Origin of the sequence: Proteus vulgaris (assembly GCF_011045815.1) — a bacterium.
GTDB classification, from domain to species: domain Bacteria; phylum Pseudomonadota; class Gammaproteobacteria; order Enterobacterales; family Enterobacteriaceae; genus Proteus; species Proteus vulgaris_B.
The window spans coordinates 510,431-527,995 of the sequence record NZ_CP047344.1; the positions used below are offsets into that span (position 1 = coordinate 510,431).

Annotated in this window: 16 protein-coding genes; 11 read left to right on the forward strand and 5 right to left on the reverse strand. The window is 39.9% G+C overall.

The window, feature by feature from the left end:
* Window positions 1-40 precede the first annotated feature (40 nt).
* Window positions 41-499: an Lrp/AsnC family transcriptional regulator gene (locus GTH24_RS02500; protein ID WP_072069791.1), complete on the forward strand. Its 459-nt coding sequence runs from the start codon at window positions 41-43 to the stop codon at window positions 497-499.
* A 73-nt stretch (window positions 500-572) separates the two neighbouring features.
* Here the strand turns inward: GTH24_RS02500 and accC are convergent, their stop codons facing one another.
* The 4 genes from accC to GTH24_RS02520 all read right to left on the reverse strand — a co-directional run bounded on the left by accC (window position 573) and on the right by GTH24_RS02520 (window position 4,288).
* Window positions 573-1,922 (reverse strand): acetyl-CoA carboxylase biotin carboxylase subunit, encoded by a 1,350-nt coding sequence (gene accC / locus GTH24_RS02505; protein WP_072069790.1) that lies wholly within the window; start codon window positions 1,920-1,922, stop codon window positions 573-575.
* A 12-nt stretch (window positions 1,923-1,934) separates the two neighbouring features.
* The gene (gene accB / locus GTH24_RS02510) at window positions 1,935-2,405 is read right to left on the reverse strand and encodes an acetyl-CoA carboxylase biotin carboxyl carrier protein (RefSeq protein ID WP_072069789.1); all 471 of its coding nucleotides are present in this window, start codon (window positions 2,403-2,405) and stop codon (window positions 1,935-1,937) included.
* Window positions 2,406-2,439: 34 nt separating this feature from the next.
* Window positions 2,440-2,883 (reverse strand): type II 3-dehydroquinate dehydratase, encoded by a 444-nt coding sequence (gene aroQ / locus GTH24_RS02515; protein ID WP_072069788.1) that lies wholly within the window; start codon window positions 2,881-2,883, stop codon window positions 2,440-2,442.
* Between the two features lie 430 nt (window positions 2,884-3,313).
* The gene (locus GTH24_RS02520; RefSeq protein ID WP_072069787.1) at window positions 3,314-4,288 is read right to left on the reverse strand and encodes an MDR family oxidoreductase; all 975 of its coding nucleotides are present in this window, start codon (window positions 4,286-4,288) and stop codon (window positions 3,314-3,316) included.
* Between the two features lie 688 nt (window positions 4,289-4,976).
* On the opposite strand from GTH24_RS02520, the gene mreB reads away from it, so the two are divergent.
* From mreB to GTH24_RS02570, 10 genes are all read left to right on the forward strand, one after another.
* On the forward strand, window positions 4,977-6,020 hold the full coding sequence (gene mreB / locus GTH24_RS02525) for a rod shape-determining protein MreB (RefSeq protein WP_023582893.1): 1,044 nt from the start codon (window positions 4,977-4,979) through the stop codon (window positions 6,018-6,020).
* Window positions 6,021-6,112: 92 nt separating this feature from the next.
* Window positions 6,113-7,153, forward strand: coding sequence for a rod shape-determining protein MreC (gene mreC, locus GTH24_RS02530; protein WP_072069786.1), 1,041 nt, complete (start codon window positions 6,113-6,115; stop codon window positions 7,151-7,153).
* Between the two features lie 5 nt (window positions 7,154-7,158).
* Window positions 7,159-7,647 (forward strand): rod shape-determining protein MreD, encoded by a 489-nt coding sequence (mreD, locus tag GTH24_RS02535; RefSeq protein WP_115350541.1) that lies wholly within the window; start codon window positions 7,159-7,161, stop codon window positions 7,645-7,647.
* Between the two features lie 53 nt (window positions 7,648-7,700).
* Window positions 7,701-8,288, forward strand: coding sequence for a Maf family protein (locus GTH24_RS02540; RefSeq protein ID WP_072069785.1), 588 nt, complete (start codon window positions 7,701-7,703; stop codon window positions 8,286-8,288).
* Window positions 8,285-9,754: a ribonuclease G gene (gene rng / locus GTH24_RS02545; RefSeq protein WP_072069784.1), complete on the forward strand. Its 1,470-nt coding sequence runs from the start codon at window positions 8,285-8,287 to the stop codon at window positions 9,752-9,754. The genes GTH24_RS02540 and rng overlap by 4 nt, the downstream gene beginning before the upstream one ends.
* A 45-nt stretch (window positions 9,755-9,799) precedes the next feature.
* The gene (yhdP, locus tag GTH24_RS02550) at window positions 9,800-13,600 is read left to right on the forward strand and encodes an AsmA2 domain-containing protein YhdP (RefSeq protein ID WP_164525913.1); all 3,801 of its coding nucleotides are present in this window, start codon (window positions 9,800-9,802) and stop codon (window positions 13,598-13,600) included.
* On the forward strand, window positions 13,597-14,451 hold the full coding sequence (gene nit1, locus GTH24_RS02555; RefSeq protein ID WP_072069783.1) for a deaminated glutathione amidase: 855 nt from the start codon (window positions 13,597-13,599) through the stop codon (window positions 14,449-14,451). The genes yhdP and nit1 overlap by 4 nt, the downstream gene beginning before the upstream one ends.
* Window positions 14,452-14,453: 2 nt before the next feature.
* Window positions 14,454-15,899 (forward strand): metalloprotease TldD, encoded by a 1,446-nt coding sequence (gene tldD / locus GTH24_RS02560; RefSeq protein WP_072069782.1) that lies wholly within the window; start codon window positions 14,454-14,456, stop codon window positions 15,897-15,899.
* A gap of 77 nt (window positions 15,900-15,976) precedes the next feature.
* Window positions 15,977-16,477 carry a ribonuclease domain-containing protein gene (locus GTH24_RS02565; protein WP_164525914.1) on the forward strand — a complete coding sequence of 167 codons (501 nt, stop codon included), beginning with the start codon at window positions 15,977-15,979 and terminating at the stop codon, window positions 16,475-16,477.
* A complete protein-coding gene (locus tag GTH24_RS02570) occupies window positions 16,477-16,758 on the forward strand; it encodes a barstar family protein (RefSeq protein WP_072069780.1) in 282 nt (93 codons plus the stop codon). Before GTH24_RS02565 ends, GTH24_RS02570 begins: the two co-directional genes overlap by 1 nt.
* Window positions 16,759-16,833: 75 nt before the next feature.
* On the opposite strand, the gene yjgA is transcribed toward GTH24_RS02570, so the two are convergent.
* A complete protein-coding gene (gene yjgA, locus GTH24_RS02575) occupies window positions 16,834-17,394 on the reverse strand; it encodes a ribosome biogenesis factor YjgA (RefSeq protein WP_072069864.1) in 561 nt (186 codons plus the stop codon).
* Between the last annotated feature and the right edge of the window lie 171 nt (window positions 17,395-17,565).

Below are 17,565 nucleotides of genomic sequence, written 5' to 3' on the forward strand. Positions count from 1 at the left end.
AAAACGTTATTTTGATTAATGTCACAGAGGTGTGAATAGAATGGATCTTGACAAAACGGATATGGGGATCCTGAAGCTGTTACAAGAGGAAGGACGACTGAATAATGCTGAAATAGCTAAACGTGTGTTTTTGTCTCCGCCCGCTTGTTGGAAACGATTAAAGGCATTAGAAAAAGGAGTGATCAAGAATTATCGCGCCATCATTGATCCTAAGCACTTAGGGTTTAATTTTTATGCCTTTATGAATATTACGTTAGATTTGCATTCTGAAGATAATATGGCGCACTTTGAACAAGAGATAATGAAGATTGATAATGTGATTTCTTGCCATAATATTTCAGGGCGATATGACTATATGTTGCAATTGGTCGTTAAAGATATGGAAGATTTTCATAACGTTTCCATGATGAAAGTACGAGCAATTGGTAATATCAAAGAAATGAACACCAGTTTTAGCATTCGAGAAATAAAACCTTTTAAAGGGTTTCCTATTAAATAGATGCTTATCAGAAAATTAGTAATAAAAAAGGCACAGTGATTAAACTATGCCTTTTCTTGTTAAGTGAAAAAGATTATTTCTCAGCTAAACCTAAACGTTTTTCAAGGTAGTGAATATTAGTACCACCTTTTTGGAATTGCCCATCATTCATAATGAACTGATGCAGTTCAATATTGGTTTTAATACCGTCAATGATAAGTTCTGCCAATGCATTTTTCATGCGAGAGATCGCGATTTCGCGTGTTTCACCGTAAGTGATCAATTTACCAATCATTGAATCATAGTGAGGTGGAACAGTATAACCTGCGTAAATATGCGATTCCCAACGTACACCAAATCCACCAGGTGAGTGGAAACGAGTAATAGTACCTGGGCTTGGCATGAACGTTTTTGGATCTTCTGCGTTAATGCGGCATTCAATTGCATGACCATGAACATTAACTTGATCTTGCGTTACTGATAAAGGTAAGCCAGATGCAATGCGTAACTGCTCTTTAATTAAGTCGATGCCAGTGATCATTTCTGTTACTGGATGTTCCACCTGAATACGGGTGTTCATCTCAATAAAGTAGAATTCACCATTCTCATACAGGAATTCGAAAGTACCCGCACCACGATAGCCGATTTCAATACATGCGTTTGCACAGCGTTCGCCGATATTTTTACGGATTTCAGGGGTAATACCCGGTGCTGGTGCTTCTTCAACGACTTTTTGGTGACGACGTTGCATTGAACAATCACGTTCAGCCAAATAGATAGCATTACCTTGACCATCAGCCATGACTTGAATTTCAATGTGGCGTGGGTTTTCAAGGTATTTTTCCATGTATACCATGTCGTTGCTAAATGCCGCTTTTGCTTCCGCACGCGTCATTGTAATCGATTGTTCCAGATCTTTTTCAGAACGAACAACTCGCATACCGCGTCCACCACCGCCGCCAGAAGCTTTGATGATAACTGGGTAGCCAATACGTTTAGCAATTTCAATATTTTTTGCAGTGTCGTTACCTAAAGGACCGTCTGATCCTGGTACACACGGAACACCTGCTTTTTTCATCGCTTCAATGGCTGAAACTTTGTCACCCATTAGGCGGATGGTTTCAGCTTTTGGGCCGATAAAAATAAAGCCAGAGCGTTCAACTTGCTCTGCAAAATCAGCATTTTCAGATAGGAAACCGTATCCTGGATGAATGGCTTGTGCGCCACTGATCTCAGCCGCTGCAATGATTGCAGGGATATTTAGGTAACTTTTTGCTGAAGCAGCGGGACCAATACAGATAGTCTCGTCTGCCAGCAGAACGTGTTTTAAATCACGGTCTGCTGTGGAGTGAACGGCAACTGCTTTGATCCCAAGCTCTTTACATGCTCTTAAGATACGCAGTGCTATCTCACCACGGTTGGCAATGAGGATTTTTTCTAGCATGGACCTGCCTCGTTATTCGATAACAAAGAGTGGAGCGTCAAACTCAACATTGTCGCCGTCTTGGCAAAGGATAGTTTTAACAACACCCGCTTTATCAGATTCAATCTGATTCATCATTTTCATTGCTTCAACGATGCACAGAGTATCGCCGACATTGACTTGCTGACCGACTTCAACAAATTTCTTAGCTTCAGGGCTTGGTGAGCGATAGAACGTTCCGACCATTGGTGAACGAACAACGTGACCACTGATTTCTTGTGTTGGAGTTGCTGCTGGAGTTTCTGGTGCTACTGGCGCAACAGCATTTGCTAACGCAGGTTGAGGAGCCGCTGGTGCCGCAAAATATTGCTGAGGAGCCATTTGACCTTGAAGACCAGTATTACGACTGATACGTACTGACTCTTCACCTTCAGAAATTTCTAGTTCAGAAATGCCAGACTCTTCGACTAGCTCGATCAGTTTTTTAATTTTACGAATATCCATGAGTTGATTCCGTACTCTTTTTTGATGTTTTTTATTAAGACAAACGGCTGACCGCTGCCTGTAAAGCAAATCGATAACCTTCTGCACCTAATCCACAGATTACGCCTGTTGCGATATCAGAGAGATATGAGTGGTGACGGAAAGGCTCCCGACTGTAGACATTGGATAGGTGAATTTCAATAAATGGAATATTCACCCCTAATAATGCATCACGCAGTGCAACACTAGTATGCGTGAAAGCCGCAGGGTTGATTAATATGTAATCGGTATTTCCCCGCGCCGCATGAATTTTATTTATCAGCTCAAATTCAGCATTAGACTGAAAATGGCTAAGTTTCACATTTAATGCCTGAGCATCTGCTGACAAACTTTGAACGATATCATCCAGAGTTAAGTGTCCGTAGGTTTCCGGCTCTCTTGTTCCAAGCAGGTTTAGATTCGGACCATTCAGGAGCAAAATATGAAAATTTTCCGACATTATGCTTCTATCTCCGTCAATTCGTCAACGAAATGACAAAATAACCTGTGCTTTTCGTTTTGTCATCTTTTATTGTATTCAATGTTACGATACATATCACAAAGTCCGACATTATAGACATTTCACAGAAGATAACAGCAAAATACTGGTCTAATCAGGGAAGGAAGGGGTTATTTTGATGAAAAGTTAAATGTTTTTACAAGGTTGTAAACGTAAGAAAGCAAAATAAACAGGTGATGAAAAAATAATCATAACATCACGTTATTTATTGATGTCACTGGAAATCTGAACTTCTTTGAGATGAATCGTTAATATATGTTTAAAGTGTGATCTATGTCACAATTATTTCACCGGTTTATATAAAAAGACGCTTATTCTGGCACTAAAAGAAGTGAATTAATGCCAGAAATAAGCAGGTAAAACCTACAAATTAGAGTTTTACTAACGTTCTACCAGTCACTTGGTTATCCATAATCATTTGAGCATAACGTGGAACTTCATCAAGCGTAATTTCTGTCATTGCTTGTTGATAGAATGTTTCTGGCAGTAATTTTAGTAAACGTTGCCAAACTTGGGCGCGTTTTTCCGCTGGAAAATAAACAGAATCGACACCTTGTAAGCGAACATTTCGTAAAATAAAAGGCATTACGGTCGTTGGTAAAGAAAAACTACCCGCCAACCCACAAGCTGCGACTGTTCCGTTATAGTTTGTTTGCGACAAAATATTAGCAAGAATTTGTCCACCTACGGTATCAATTGCACCCGCCCAGCGTTGTTTATCTAAAGCTCTGCTCGCAGGTTCAAACTCTTCGCGAGTGATAATATTTTTGGCACCAAGTTTACGTAAATAGTCATGATTGCTGGCTCTGCCACTTAATGCAGTAACTTGATAGCCAAGAGCGGTTAATAGACTAATGGCTGTACTTCCTACGCCTCCACTGGCGCCTGTAACTAAAATATCACCACTTTGTGGCGTTACACCGCCTTGTTCTAATGCCATAACACAAAGCATAGCAGTAAAGCCTGCTGTGCCAATTATCATGGCATTTTTTAAAGATAGCCCTTCAGGTACGGCAGTGAGCCAATCACCTTTTACACCTGCTTTTTGAGCAAGGCCACCCCAATGATTTTCTCCTACGCCCCAACCTGTTAATAAAACATGTTGGCCAATATGAAAACGAGGATCTTCACTGTGATGAACGACACCTGAAAAATCGATTCCTGGAACCATTGGAAGTTGGCGTAGTATTTTTCCTTTTCCAGTGATCGCTAACCCATCTTTATAATTCAGTGTAGAGTAATGAATGTCGACAATAACTTCATGAATAGGCAATATTTTTTCATCGATATCTTGCACATTGGCATTGAGTTTATCGTCGTGCTGTTCAACTAATAATGCTTTCATCTTGACCCCTTATCGATTTCTATTTGTTTCATGATAAGTGATTTTTTAGATCTCGTCGTGATTGTGCACAATATCTATTGTAATAATGAGACAAATAATCCTTTTTTAGTGTATAAACGGGGGTTCTATGTTTATTGGTACAGAGATTATTCTGAGTTTTATATTTTGGTTATTAGATAACACCGTTAATGTTTGATGATGAGATAAAAATAAGCATTTCTCTTAGTGGTTCGAAATAAAGATAATGCATTGTTTATGAAGTATTCGAGGTGGATACTTTTATTATTTTTTCAGTCAAGTTTTGTCGGTGAAACACTATTTAATATCAATAGAGTAATTGTGCTTATTCAAATGAATAAATTTTATTTGAACTTGCAGTGATGCTTTTGAGTCACAGTTTGGCAACGAAGTCAGATTTTTCTTTATTGATAGAAGCGTTGTTTGTATTGTTACATAAGTTAAATATGAACAGCGTAGGATTGAAATTATGCGTTAATCGTTCTAATTAGCCCATTTTTATGCAGTTTTTTTCTGCTCCAATTGGGAAAAGTAACGTAGAATATTGTGCCTTTATGATTATTTACGTGTCCACTTTAATCTAAGTAGTGAATCGCGCCTTGTCGCTACTTATTGTGGTTGATAGAGTAGACGGATTTTTCCGTCCCGGCTTGCAGGATTATCCTTTCGTATGTTTAAAAAATTTCGTGGCATGTTTTCCAACGATTTGTCTATTGACTTGGGTACCGCCAATACCCTCATTTATGTCAAAGGACAGGGTATTGTTCTCGATGAACCCTCCGTTGTCGCTATTCGTCAAGATCGCGCTGGCACATCAAAAAGTGTTGCAGCTGTAGGGCATGAAGCCAAGCAGATGTTAGGGCGTACACCTGGGAATATCGCTGCTATCCGTCCAATGAAAGACGGTGTGATTGCTGATTTTTATGTAACCGAAAAAATGCTTCAGCACTTCATAAAACAGGTTCATAACAATAGCTTTATGCGTCCAAGTCCTCGTGTGTTGGTGTGTGTGCCTGTTGGTGCAACTCAAGTAGAACGCAGAGCTATTCGTGAATCAGCATTAAGTGCAGGTGCACGTGAAGTCTTCTTAATTGAAGAACCAATGTCTGCGGCAATCGGTGCCGGCTTACCTGTTTCTGAAGCAACTGGCTCAATGGTAGTGGATATTGGTGGTGGTACTACCGAAGTCGCCGTTATTTCATTAAATGGTGTGGTTTATTCATCTTCTGTCCGTATCGGTGGTGACCGTTTTGATGAGGCTATCATTAATTATGTACGTCGTAACTACGGCTCATTAATTGGTGAAGCAACCGCAGAACGTATTAAACACGATATCGGATCAGCTTATCCTTCTGATGAAGTCAATGAAATCGAAGTTCGTGGTCGTAACCTTGCAGAAGGTGTACCTCGTAGCTTTACATTAAACTCTAATGAAATCCTTGAAGCATTACAGGAACCATTAACTGGTATCGTTAGTGCCGTTATGGTTGCGTTAGAGCAATGCCCACCAGAATTGGCGTCTGATATTTCAGAGCGTGGTATGGTGTTAACTGGCGGTGGTGCGTTATTACGTAACCTTGATCGTTTATTGATGGAAGAAACGGGTATTCCTGTAATTGTTGCTGAAGATCCACTGACCTGTGTTGCGCGTGGTGGTGGCAAAGCATTAGAAATGATCGATATGCACGGTGGCGATCTGTTTAGCGAAGATTGAGATTAATTCTAACAAGGGAGAATGGATTCCCCCTTGGTGAGAATGCTAACACCTGTTTTTTTAATTTCTCCGTGTGAGTGATCTTAGAGTTTATGAAGCCAATTTTTAGTCGGGGCCCTTCCCTGCAACTAAGATTAATAATCGCCGTGGTCGTCGCTATCTCTTTATTGATTGCTGATAACCGTATTGGCGCATTTTCTAAAGTCCGCCAGTATCTTGATACTGCTGTTAGTCCCTTCTATTTTCTTGCAAATGGTCCACGTCGTTTCCTCGATCAAATTTCTGAAACGTTTGCAACGCGTGAGCGTTTACAATTTGAAAACCAAGCTTTAAGAAAAGAGTTGTTAGTTCGCAGTGGCGAAAGCCAACTATTAGAGCAATTTAAGCAAGAGAATGCCCGTTTACGAGAATTACTTGGTTCACCTCTTCGCCAAAATGAACAAATGACAGTCACACAAGTTCTGTCTGGCAATAGTACGCCTTATCGAGATCAAGTGGTTATTGATAAAGGAACTAATGATGGCGTCTATGAAGGGCAGCCCGTCATTAGTGATAAAGGTGTTGTAGGTCAAGTCATTGCCGTAAGTGAGCTTACGAGCCGAGTACTCTTAATTTGTGATACTTCTCATGCGTTACCGGTGCAAGTTTTACGTAATGATATTCGTGTGATTGCCTCAGGTGCAGGTTGTGCGGATGATTTATTGCTTGAAGCTTTACCCGCTAATATTGATATTCGTGTGGGGGATGTTTTAGTGACGTCAGGACTCGGCGGGCGTTTTCCTGAGGGTTACCCAGTTGGTGTAGTTGCTTCAGTTAAGGTTGATAATCAACGAGCTTATTCGGTGATTAATGTTCGTCCTTCTGCTGAATTACAGCGTTTACGTTATTTACTTTTATTATGGAATGCATCAGATAAAACAGGGGAGCCGCCGTTACCTTCAGAGGTGTATCACGCCGCGAATGAGCGTCTAATGCAATTGATGCCACAAGTTTTACCTAATTATGAGCAAGCAGGGCCTCCACTTCCTCGTTCTATGTCTCAAGAGCCATTAGACAATACGCCAGAGGCAGATAATGGAACAACTCCACCAGACACAATACCTGCTACACCTAGCACAACAAGAAGTAGGTAACCTCGATGAATCCTTATCAAAGTCGTGGGCGTTGGATTGTTTGGCTCTCTTTTCTTATTGCACTTGTTTTGCAGATTATGCCGTGGCCAGAACAGTTGGAAGTGTACCGACCTATTTGGCCAATGTTGTTTCTGATTTATTGGATAACTGCGATCCCTCATCGTGTCAGTGTAGGAACTGCATTTGTATTGGGTATGATTATGGACTTAGTCCAAGGAACAACCTTAGGTGTGAATGCTCTTGCTTATACGTTAGTGAGTTATGTTATTGCTTTTAAATACCAGCTTTTTTGTAATTTAGCGTTATGGCAACAAGCCTTAGTGATAATGTTTAGTGTGGTTGTTGTCGATCTTACTGTATTCTGGGCAGAATTTTTACTTTCACCAGTGACTTTTCACCCCCAAGTATTCTGGAATAGCCCAGTCAGTGGTATTCTTTGGCCATGGCTTTATTTTTTACTTCGCAAAGTCCGTCACCAGTTTTCAGTTCACTAAGTTAATTGGCTCATGGCGGTCTCTTTTGCGTTACCGTCATGAGGACATTATCTGTGACCACGCTTTATCTTGCATCCAGCTCACCAAGAAGACGTGAACTTCTCGCGTTATTAGATGTTGAGTTTAGTATTATCACTCCGGCTATTGATGAAATTTGGCAACAAGGTGAAATACCAGAAGATTATGTCCTTCGTTTAGCAAAAGAAAAGTCACAAGAAGGTGTGCGACAAGCACCCTATGATTATCCTGTTTTAGGTTCTGATACCATTGTGGTTCATGATGGTCATATTCTTGAAAAACCGCGTGATAAAGCTCATGCAGCACAAATTCTACGTTCACTCTCAGGTGCAACTCATCAAGTAATGACGGCAATTGCTATCTCTAATAAAACTCGTACATTGAGTCAATTAGTTGTCACACAAGTCACTTTTCGAGAGATGACAGAGAGTGAGATTAGCGCGTATATTGAGTCAGGAGAGCCAATGGATAAAGCTGGCGCTTATGGTATTCAAGGAAAAGGAGGCCGTTTTGTTCAACGGATTGAGGGGAGTTATCATGCTGTTGTCGGATTACCTCTTGTTGAAACCGAAGCATTGATAGCTCAATTTTCGTCTCTAGCCAATGAGAAGGAGATTTCATGACAGCAGAGTTATTAGTGAATGTGACGCCATCTGAAACTCGAGTTGCTTATATTCGTGGAGGCATACTTCAAGAAATTCATGTCGAAAGAGAAGCGAAACGAGGTATCGTCGGAAACATCTACAAAGGTCGGGTAAGCCGTGTATTACCTGGGATGCAAGCTGCATTTATTGACATCGGGCTAGATAAAGCCGCTTTTCTACATGCTTCTGATATTATGCCTCACACTGAATGTATTGCAGGTGAAGAGCAGAAAAAGTTTAATGTTCGTGATATTGCGCAATTAGTCCACCAAGGCCAAGATTTAATTGTACAAGTGGTTAAAGATCCTTTAGGAACAAAAGGCGCCCGCCTGACTACGGATATTACATTGCCTTCCCGTTATTTAGTGTTTATGCCTGGTGCGTCTCATGTGGGTGTTTCTCAGCGAATTGATAGTGAAGAAGAGCGCGAGCGTTTAAAGCAACTCGTTGAAGAGTATTGCGATGAAAATGGCGGCTTTATTATTCGTACCGCCGCCGAAGGTGTTGGCGAGCATGAAATTAAGCAAGATGCCGCTTTTCTTAAACGCTTGTGGAATAAAATTATTGAGCGTAAGAAAAGAAATAAAACCCGCATTCAAATTTATGGCGAATTAGCTTTAGCACAGCGCATTTTACGTGACTTTGCAGGCTCTGAATTAGATAGCATACGTGTTGATTCTAAATTAACTTATAATCAACTACAGGAATTTATTGGTGAATACATTCCTGAATTAACCGCTAAACTTGAATTGCACCAAGGAAATCAACCTATTTTCGATCTCTATGGTGTTGAAAATGAAATTCAACGAGCTTTAGAGCGTAAAGTTGAATTAAAGTCAGGTGGTTACCTCATTATCGATCAAACTGAAGCAATGACGACGATTGATATTAATACAGGGGCTTTTGTTGGTCATCGAAATTTAGAAGAAACCATTTTTAATACTAATATTGAGGCAAGCCAAGCCATTGCTCGTCAATTACGGTTACGTAACTTAGGCGGTATCATTATTATTGATTTTATTGATATGAATAATGATGAACATAAACGTAGAGTATTGGCATCACTTGAACAAGCTTTAAGTAAAGATAGAGTGAAAACGACCATTAATGGTTTTTCTCAACTCGGCTTAGTGGAAATGACACGTAAAAGAACACGAGAAAGTCTTGAGCATGTGCTTTGTGATGACTGCCCAACTTGCCAAGGGCGAGGTACGGTAAAATCAGTTGAAACAGTCTGCTATGAAATTTTACGTGAGATAGTGCGTGTACATAAAACGATTGATGCAGATCGCTTCTTAGTTTATGCCTCTACGGCGGTTGCTGATGCGTTAAAAGGTGATGAATCTCATGCATTAGCAGAGGTTGAAATTTTCGTGGGTAAGCAAGTAAAAGTGCAAACTGAGCTACTTTATAGTCAGGAGCAATTTGATGTGGTGATGATGTAATGGAGTCGCCTTCCTAATGAATATGATGGCAGAAAGGAGACAAAAATGAAGCGGCTGCCTAAATACCTGTTAGTTATAACAGTTTTTTGCCTCATCGTTTTTGCCTTGGTGTTAAGCGGATTTCGTTATTTTCTGCCTCGTTTAGATAATTATCGCCCTGAAATAGAAACGTATTTAACAAAAAAACTTAATAGCCCTGTTTCAATAACGAAAATTAATGGGGAATGGCAGAATTTTGGCCCAGATATTCATATTAAAGGGCTTAATATTAAGAATAAAGATGTCAACGTTAGCGCAGAAAAAGTGACTTTTTCTTTTGATGTGTGGCGTTCATTATTGACTTTTCGTCCTCATTTTCGTGAACTGACCTTTGATCAATTAGATGTCAATTACCAACGCCCTATTTTTACTGGGCAAAGTGGCGATATTACGCTAACTGCACCTGATGATATTTCTTCGCTTTTTCTTGAACAGTTCGATCGCTTTAAGCTAGTCAAAAGCCGTTTTATTTTTCTAACGCCTTCAGGTGATACCAGTACATTATATGTTCCTGAGTTGATGTGGCTAAATCAAAAACAACGCCACCGAGCTCAAGGTGAAGTCACCCTTGATACACCGATTAATCACTATGGTGGTTTAAAAGTTCGCCTCGACCTCTATACCACGAATGAAGGTTTAATTGATAATGGTAAGGTATTTCTTACTGCCGATGATATTGATATTTCGCCTTGGCTTAGCCAGTGGGTAAAAAATAATAGTGGTTTAGGTGAAGCTAAAGCAAGCTTATCAAATTGGATTGAAATCACTAAAGGCCGTATTACGGGAAGCCAATTACAAATTCATCAAGGTGAAATGGATTGGCGTAGTGAAGGCACTTCACATGTATTAAATGTTGAAGACTTAATTTTACGCATGAGAAGGCAAGAAAATGGTTGGCTTGCTGATATTCCTTATACTCGAAAGATTACCATGGATGGTGAAGAGTGGCCTGATGGTTATTTAGCGGTTCTTTATCAACCAAAAGAAAAACAACATGATGAAGCATGGCGTATTCGTGCCAAAAATATTGAGTTAGATAGGCTATATGCATTGTTGCCATTATTTTCGTTTTTAACACCTGATTTTGTTCGTCAATGGCAGTATCGCCAATTCTCTGGGGTAGTTAATGATTTTGCATTAGATCTCACACCTGAGCATTTCGAGCAAAGCGCGATTAATCTCTCTTGGGAAAATGTGGGTTGGAAGCGTTGGCAAGATATCCCTTCCGTACAACATTTCAGTGGGCAATTAAAAGGCAGTATGCAACGCGGTGAGCTTAATTTCACTCTAGCGGACAGTGAAATAGATACTGGCGAATTATTTAAAGCACCACTAAATATCGAAAAAGGAAAAGGAACACTTTATTGGCAACATTCTGGGGATAATTTGTCACTTTGGAGCCAAGGACTCGATATTCAAGCAACATCAGCATGGGTCGCGGGAGATTTTCGTTATGAAAAGCAAGGTGAAGATCAGCGACTTTCTATTTTATCAGGCGTAAGAGTGACCAATGCTGGCGATACATGGCGCTATTTGCCAGAAAAGTATGTTGGTAAAGAGCTGACACAATACCTCTCAGAGGCGATTATTGCGGGTAATATCGATAATGGTACCTTTATTTTCCATGGCGATCCCGCCGATTTTCCTTTTGATAATCACAAAGGGTGGTTCCAAGTTTATGCCCCTGTCAAACACGCCACCTTTAAATTTGATAGCGAATGGCCTGCATTATTCGATCTAGATATTAATTTAGATTTTAAAAATGATGGGCTATGGATGTCTTCTGCACAAGCGAAAGTGGGTAAAGCCACTGCCACAAATTTAAGTGCGGTGATTGAGAGCTATCGACAAGAGAAGATCTTAATTAATGCGGATATTCAAGCCACAGGCGACGAGCTGAAAGAGTATTTCTTAGATTCTCAAATGGCGAGTATTGGTCATACACTTGAAGAGCTTAAAGTCGCAGGGAAAATCAATGGTACATTGAAATTAGATATTCCTTTTGGTGGTGAAGATGTGGTTGCTTCGGGTGATATTAATTTAAAAAATAATGATGTCACATTGAATTTTATGGATACCACCTTAAAAGACGTTAGTGGACAATTTCGTTATCACAATGACAAACTTGAGAGTGATACATTAACGGCTAATTGGTTCGGCCAGCCACTCGCGTTTTCATTTACAAGCCATAATACTACAGATAATTATCAAGTAGATGTAGGCTTAAAAGGCCAATGGGATATTCAAAAAATTCAGGGATTACCTAGCGATATTCAGCAGAAATTTAGTGGTGTATTCCCATGGAGTGGCAACGTTAATGTTAAGATCCCCGAAAAAGGTGATGTCGATTATCAAGTTGATTTAACAGGGAATATCAATACATTAAAAAGCAAATTAACAGTACCTGAAACTCAAGACTTAAAAAACTCTTCCCCTATTGTGATTTCAGCAAATGGTAATAGTGAAACCTTGACGGTGAATGCTAACGCTGAAAAACAGTGGAAACTTAATAGCCAATGGGGATTAGGCAAACAACTTCGTTTATTACAAGGCAACCTTGTTTCTTCTACTCTCAAATTACCTGAGTTAAGCTCACAACAGCGTTTAACCATTGCTCTTAAGGAACTAGAAGGAGATAAGTGGTTACCGACATTAATCGCGTTTTCATCATTAACACCTTCTGAAAATGCAGTGAGTTTCCCTGATAATGTGCATATCAGTTTACCCGATTTAAATTTTGCTGGGCAAAAATGGAATAACCCACAAACTGAAATTATGCGAGTTAGTGATGGTGTAAAATTAGCATTTTCGGGAAGTGAATTACGAGGCGATGTATTTATTCCTGAAACATCGGCACCTTGGCAAGTAAATATTAATTATCTCTATTTTAATGGTGCTTCCACTTCTCAAGAAGAAAAACCATTAAAAATGGCAAATACTCCTGATCCTAATGCATTGAAGTTTTCAGTGAAAAATATTCCTTCTATTGATTTTGAATGTCGAGAGTGTTGGGTTAATGGTCTACTTTTAGGGAAAATTGAAGGTTCGTTAAAACAAAATGAAGGTGCTTTATTTTTAACTGGCGGTAAATTAGAAAATAGCAGCGGCGAGCTTCAGGTTAATGGAGTATGGTCAGAAGGTCTGGACGGAAAGAACACGACAAAATTAATCGGTAAGCTAAAAGCGGATGAAATTGATGAATTGGCCGCTTACTTTGGGTATATCGTGCCTGTTGTGCAATCTCCTCTTTCTGCTGATTTTTCATTACAATGGCATGATACACCGTGGAATTTTAATATTGCGAGCTTAAATGGTGATATTAAATCTGTTTTAGGCAAAGGACGCATAGAGAAAGTCGATGTAGGACAAGCGGGTAAATTACTACGACTAGTAAGTTTTGACGCGCTTTTACGTAAATTGCAGTTTGATTTTAGAGATACTTTCAGTGAGCATTTTGAATATGATTCGATTAAAAGTGAAATTACGATTAATCAAGGTATTATGAATGCAGAAAGTGTTCGTGTTGATGGTGTTATTGCTGATATTGCGATAAGTGGGAAAGTGGATTTACTTGAACGTAAAATGGATCTACAAGTTGTAGTTACCCCTGAGATTTCAGCTACAGTCGGTGTTGCTACGGCTTTCGCAATAAACCCTATTGCAGGCGCCGCAGTTTTTGCGGCATCAAAAGTTCTGGGACCACTTTGGAGTAAGATTTCAGTTATCCGTTATCATGTGACCGGAACTATGGAACAACCCAAAATTGACGAAGTACTGCGTCAGCTTAAGGAGAATCAGGCGTTATGAAAAAAGTTAATGTCGCACTTTTGCAACTTTGTAGCGGAAAAAATACAAAAAATAATCTGGCGCAAATCGAGCAACAGATTAAGCAATTACCCGATTCAGTGAAGCTGGTATTAACACCTGAAAATGCGTTACTTTTTTCGAACTCTAAAGATTATCATAAACACGCTGAAATTCAGGGTGATGGGCCATTGCAAAATGCAATCGCTAAAATGGCTCAGCGTTACAAAGTGTGGATCTTAGTGGGTTCTATGCCTTTGATTAGTCGAGACTCTTCAGATCAAATTACCAGCAGTAGTTTGGTCTTTGATGATGAAGGCGTTATTCGTGCTCGTTATGATAAAATTCATATGTTTGATGTGAGTATTGACGATGAACAGGGCGAATATAATGAATCTTCTATTTATCAGCGTGGTGAACGCCTAACCGTAGTTGATACCCCTGTCGGAAAATTAGGTTTAACTATCTGTTATGACCTCCGTTTCCCAGGTATTTTCCAAGCATTAAGAGAGAAAGGTGCAGAGATTATTTCTGTACCAGCGGCCTTTACTCGTTTAACGGGGAAAGCACACTGGGAGCCTTTATTACGTGCTCGCGCGATTGAGAATCAGTGTATTATCTTAGCGCCTGCACAAGTGGGTACACATGATACGCGCCGGACTTGGGGTCATACCATGGCGATTGATGGTTGGGGTAAAGTCTTGAAAAAGAACCCTGATGCTGTCAGTGCGCTAACACTCAATGTTGGTGTCGAGAGTTTACACGGTATGCGTGAACAGATCCGGGTCGTGAAACATAACCGCTTTCGCCCGAAACTGACCCACTTAATCAAAAAAGTTAAGGACAAAGAATAATTATGAGTTTAGCTGTTGTCAGCGAAAGTCTGTTGGAAGCAAACAAACTTAGTTTAGATGATTTAGCATCAACACTAGAGCAGCTTGCACAGCGTCAAATTGATTATGGTGATCTTTATTTTCAATCAAGTTACCACGAAGCTTGGATACTTGATGATCAGATTATTAAAGATGGCTCTTATAATATTGATCAAGGGGTTGGTGTCAGAGCAATTTATGGTGAAAAAACCGGTTTTGCTTATGCTGACCAATTAACGCTTAACGCACTGAATCAAAGTGCGCACGCCGCGCGAAGCATTGTTCAGGCTAAGGGTAATGGTCGTATCCATACTTTAGGTGCTATTCAACATTCTCCGCTGTACAGCTTAAATGATCCGTTACAAAGCCTTTCTCGTGAAGAAAAAATTGCACTATTGCATGAAGTAGATAAAGTTGCGCGTGCTGAAGATAAGCGTGTTAAACAGGTTAATGCATCATTAACAGGTGTTTATGAACATGTGCTTGTTGCTGCAACCGATGGCACATTAGCAGCCGATGTGCGTCCTTTAGTTCGTCTTTCTGTCAGCGTACTGGTGGAAGAAGATGGCAAACGTGAACGTGGTGCAAGTGGTGGTGGTGGTCGTTTTGGTTATGACTATTTTTTAATGAAAGTTGACGGTGAAAGCCACGCTGTGACTTACGCGCGTGAAGCGGTGCGGATGGCATTAGTGAATTTATCTGCAATTGCAGCACCAGCTGGAACAATGCCTGTAGTACTAGGTGCAGGATGGCCAGGCGTGTTATTACATGAAGCTGTTGGGCATGGTTTAGAAGGTGACTTCAACCGTCGTGAAACCTCTGTATTTTCAGGCCGCCTTGGTGAAAAAGTCACTTCTGAGCTTTGTACTATTGTCGATGATGGCACAATTGAAGGACGTCGTGGCTCTGTTGCTATTGATGATGAAGGTGTTCCGGGTCAATACAATGTGTTAATCGAAAACGGTATCTTAAAAGGTTATATGCAAGATAAGATGAACGCTCGTTTAATGGGGGTTGCACCGACAGGAAATGGTCGGCGTGAGTCTTATGCACATCTTCCTATGCCTCGTATGACTAATACTTACATGCTGGCGGGTAAATCGTCACCAGAAGAGATTATTGCAAGTGTTGATCGTGGTATTTATGCACCTAATTTTGGTGGTGGTCAGGTTGATATTACATCGGGTAAATTTGTTTTCTCAACATCTGAAGCTTATTTAATTGAAAACGGAAAGATAACAAAACCGATTAAAGGGGCAACGTTGATTGGTTCAGGTATTGAAGCCATGCAACAAGTCTCAATGGTGGGCAATGATCTTGCATTAGACAAGGGGGTCGGAGTTTGTGGTAAAGAAGGACAAAGTCTACCCGTTGGCGTTGGTCAACCAACCTTGAAGCTGGATAAAATCACGGTAGGTGGTACGGCTTAATTATTGCTATCGTTATTTAGGCGTATTTATTAAACTCCATCAATTGATGGAGTTTTTTATCATGAAGGTGTTAATTTATGGGTAAACGTTTATTACCAGTTATTATTGTTATTGCTGTTTTATTTGGTGTTCTTTATAAGGGCTTGCTTCCCGAAAGCGAAACATCAGTATCTTCATCGTCAATTTCTATTCCACCATCATCTAGCAATAGCACCAATAAACCGGCACAAATTCCACTGTCTATCGATGAAAAAACGCAAGCTAGTGCAGTGGCTAATTATTTACAACGTCATCAACAACTACCTGATTTTTATCTCACTAAAAAACAAGCAAGAGAAAAGGGCTGGAATGCAAAAGCAGGTAATTTGTGTGAAGTATTACCTGAAAGGGCTATTGGTGGCGATCGCTTTATGAACCGTGAAAAACAGTTACCCGAAGAAGCGGGACGTCAGTGGTATGAAGCCGATGTAAATTATCAATGTGGTCATCGAGGTAGTGATAGATTGCTCTATTCGAATGATGGGCTAATTTATGTCACCACGGATCATTATCGTACAATGACAAAAGTGGCTCCTTAATGAAACAGGTTATTTTTGATTTTAAGATGCTGGCAGATAGAGATGCCTTTTATCGGGATTTTGCATTGCAATTTCAGTTAGATGAACATTTTGGTAATAACTTAGATGCATTATGGGATGTGTTAATGGGAGAAATTGAATTACCAGTAAAAATCATTTTTAAGCATTTACCTCATCATTCTAGTGATTTTCAGCCTTTAGTTGAGTTAATGCAAGATGCACAAAACGAACTAGGTAAAGCATTATTGAGCTTTAGTTGTGAGCATAAAAATCAAAAATAGCAAAGTATAGAAACAGACACCTGAAAATCGCAGTCGTAATATCGTTTTACACTGCGTTTTCAGGAGGATCAGGTTTTATGCTGATTCTGATAAATCTTTTAGGTATTGAAACAATAAGCGAAATGATTTTGGTGGTTTATTTGCTTCTTTCTCTTTTTTAGCATTACGAATAAGTGTACGTAATTGCTGGCGATCAGCCATTGGATAAAGAGCAACGACTTCTTCAATCACCTCATTGCCACCTTCGACAAGGCGAATTCGAAGATCTTCTAATTTATGGAGCACTAAGATCTGTTGGTTGTGGCGGTTTTTTAGTTTATCAAGCGCTTGGCGGATCGGATCTTCATCCACATTGCGCAGTAATTTTCCAATATATTGAATTTGGCGACGGCGCGCTTCACGCTGTACTTTTTGTGCTAATTGAATAGAGGCTAATAATTTCTCATCTAATGGCACACGCTCTAATTCTTGCGCACTTAATTCCACTAATTCAGTGCCTAGTTTTTTGAGCGCTTCAGCATCACGTTTAATTTCGCTTTTGCTGACCCAGATAATTTCTTCCTCTTCTTCCTCTTCTGACGAAGTATCGTCAAATTCAGGATTGAGGTAATGCCACTCTTCAGGCTGCTTTGCCATAATAAAAATTCCTGTTGCAGAGTAAGCCGGGAGTATGATTTGGTGAATGACCAAAAGCCCGACGGGTGATAACATTCATATATCTTCTATTGTAACTGGGAAAATCGCTTGTTGACCACCTGTCAATTGATTTACTTTGCTAAAAATAAGTAAAAAGTGGTGTTCTCCTTA

Bases quoted from the DNA above. Each gene is read 5' to 3' on its own strand.
- GTH24_RS02500 (WP_072069791.1), top strand. From the start codon at position 41: ATGGATCTTGACAAAACGGATATGGGGATCCTGAAGCTGTTACAAGAG.
- accC (WP_072069790.1), bottom strand. From the start codon at position 1,922: ATGCTAGAAAAAATCCTCATTGCCAACCGTGGTGAGATAGCACTGCGT.
- accB (WP_072069789.1), bottom strand. From the start codon at position 2,405: ATGGATATTCGTAAAATTAAAAAACTGATCGAGCTAGTCGAAGAGTCT.
- aroQ (WP_072069788.1), bottom strand. From the start codon at position 2,883: ATGTCGGAAAATTTTCATATTTTGCTCCTGAATGGTCCGAATCTAAAC.
- GTH24_RS02520 (WP_072069787.1), bottom strand. From the start codon at position 4,288: ATGAAAGCATTATTAGTTGAACAGCACGACGATAAACTCAATGCCAAT.
- mreB (WP_023582893.1), top strand. From the start codon at position 4,977: ATGTTTAAAAAATTTCGTGGCATGTTTTCCAACGATTTGTCTATTGAC.
- mreC (WP_072069786.1), top strand. From the start codon at position 6,113: ATGAAGCCAATTTTTAGTCGGGGCCCTTCCCTGCAACTAAGATTAATA.
- mreD (WP_115350541.1), top strand. From the start codon at position 7,159: ATGAATCCTTATCAAAGTCGTGGGCGTTGGATTGTTTGGCTCTCTTTT.
- rng (WP_072069784.1), top strand. From the start codon at position 8,285: ATGACAGCAGAGTTATTAGTGAATGTGACGCCATCTGAAACTCGAGTT.
- yhdP (WP_164525913.1), top strand. From the start codon at position 9,800: ATGAAGCGGCTGCCTAAATACCTGTTAGTTATAACAGTTTTTTGCCTC.
- nit1 (WP_072069783.1), top strand. From the start codon at position 13,597: ATGAAAAAAGTTAATGTCGCACTTTTGCAACTTTGTAGCGGAAAAAAT.
- tldD (WP_072069782.1), top strand. From the start codon at position 14,454: ATGAGTTTAGCTGTTGTCAGCGAAAGTCTGTTGGAAGCAAACAAACTT.
- GTH24_RS02565 (WP_164525914.1), top strand. From the start codon at position 15,977: ATGGGTAAACGTTTATTACCAGTTATTATTGTTATTGCTGTTTTATTT.
- GTH24_RS02570 (WP_072069780.1), top strand. From the start codon at position 16,477: ATGAAACAGGTTATTTTTGATTTTAAGATGCTGGCAGATAGAGATGCC.
- yjgA (WP_072069864.1), bottom strand. From the start codon at position 17,394: ATGGCAAAGCAGCCTGAAGAGTGGCATTACCTCAATCCTGAATTTGAC.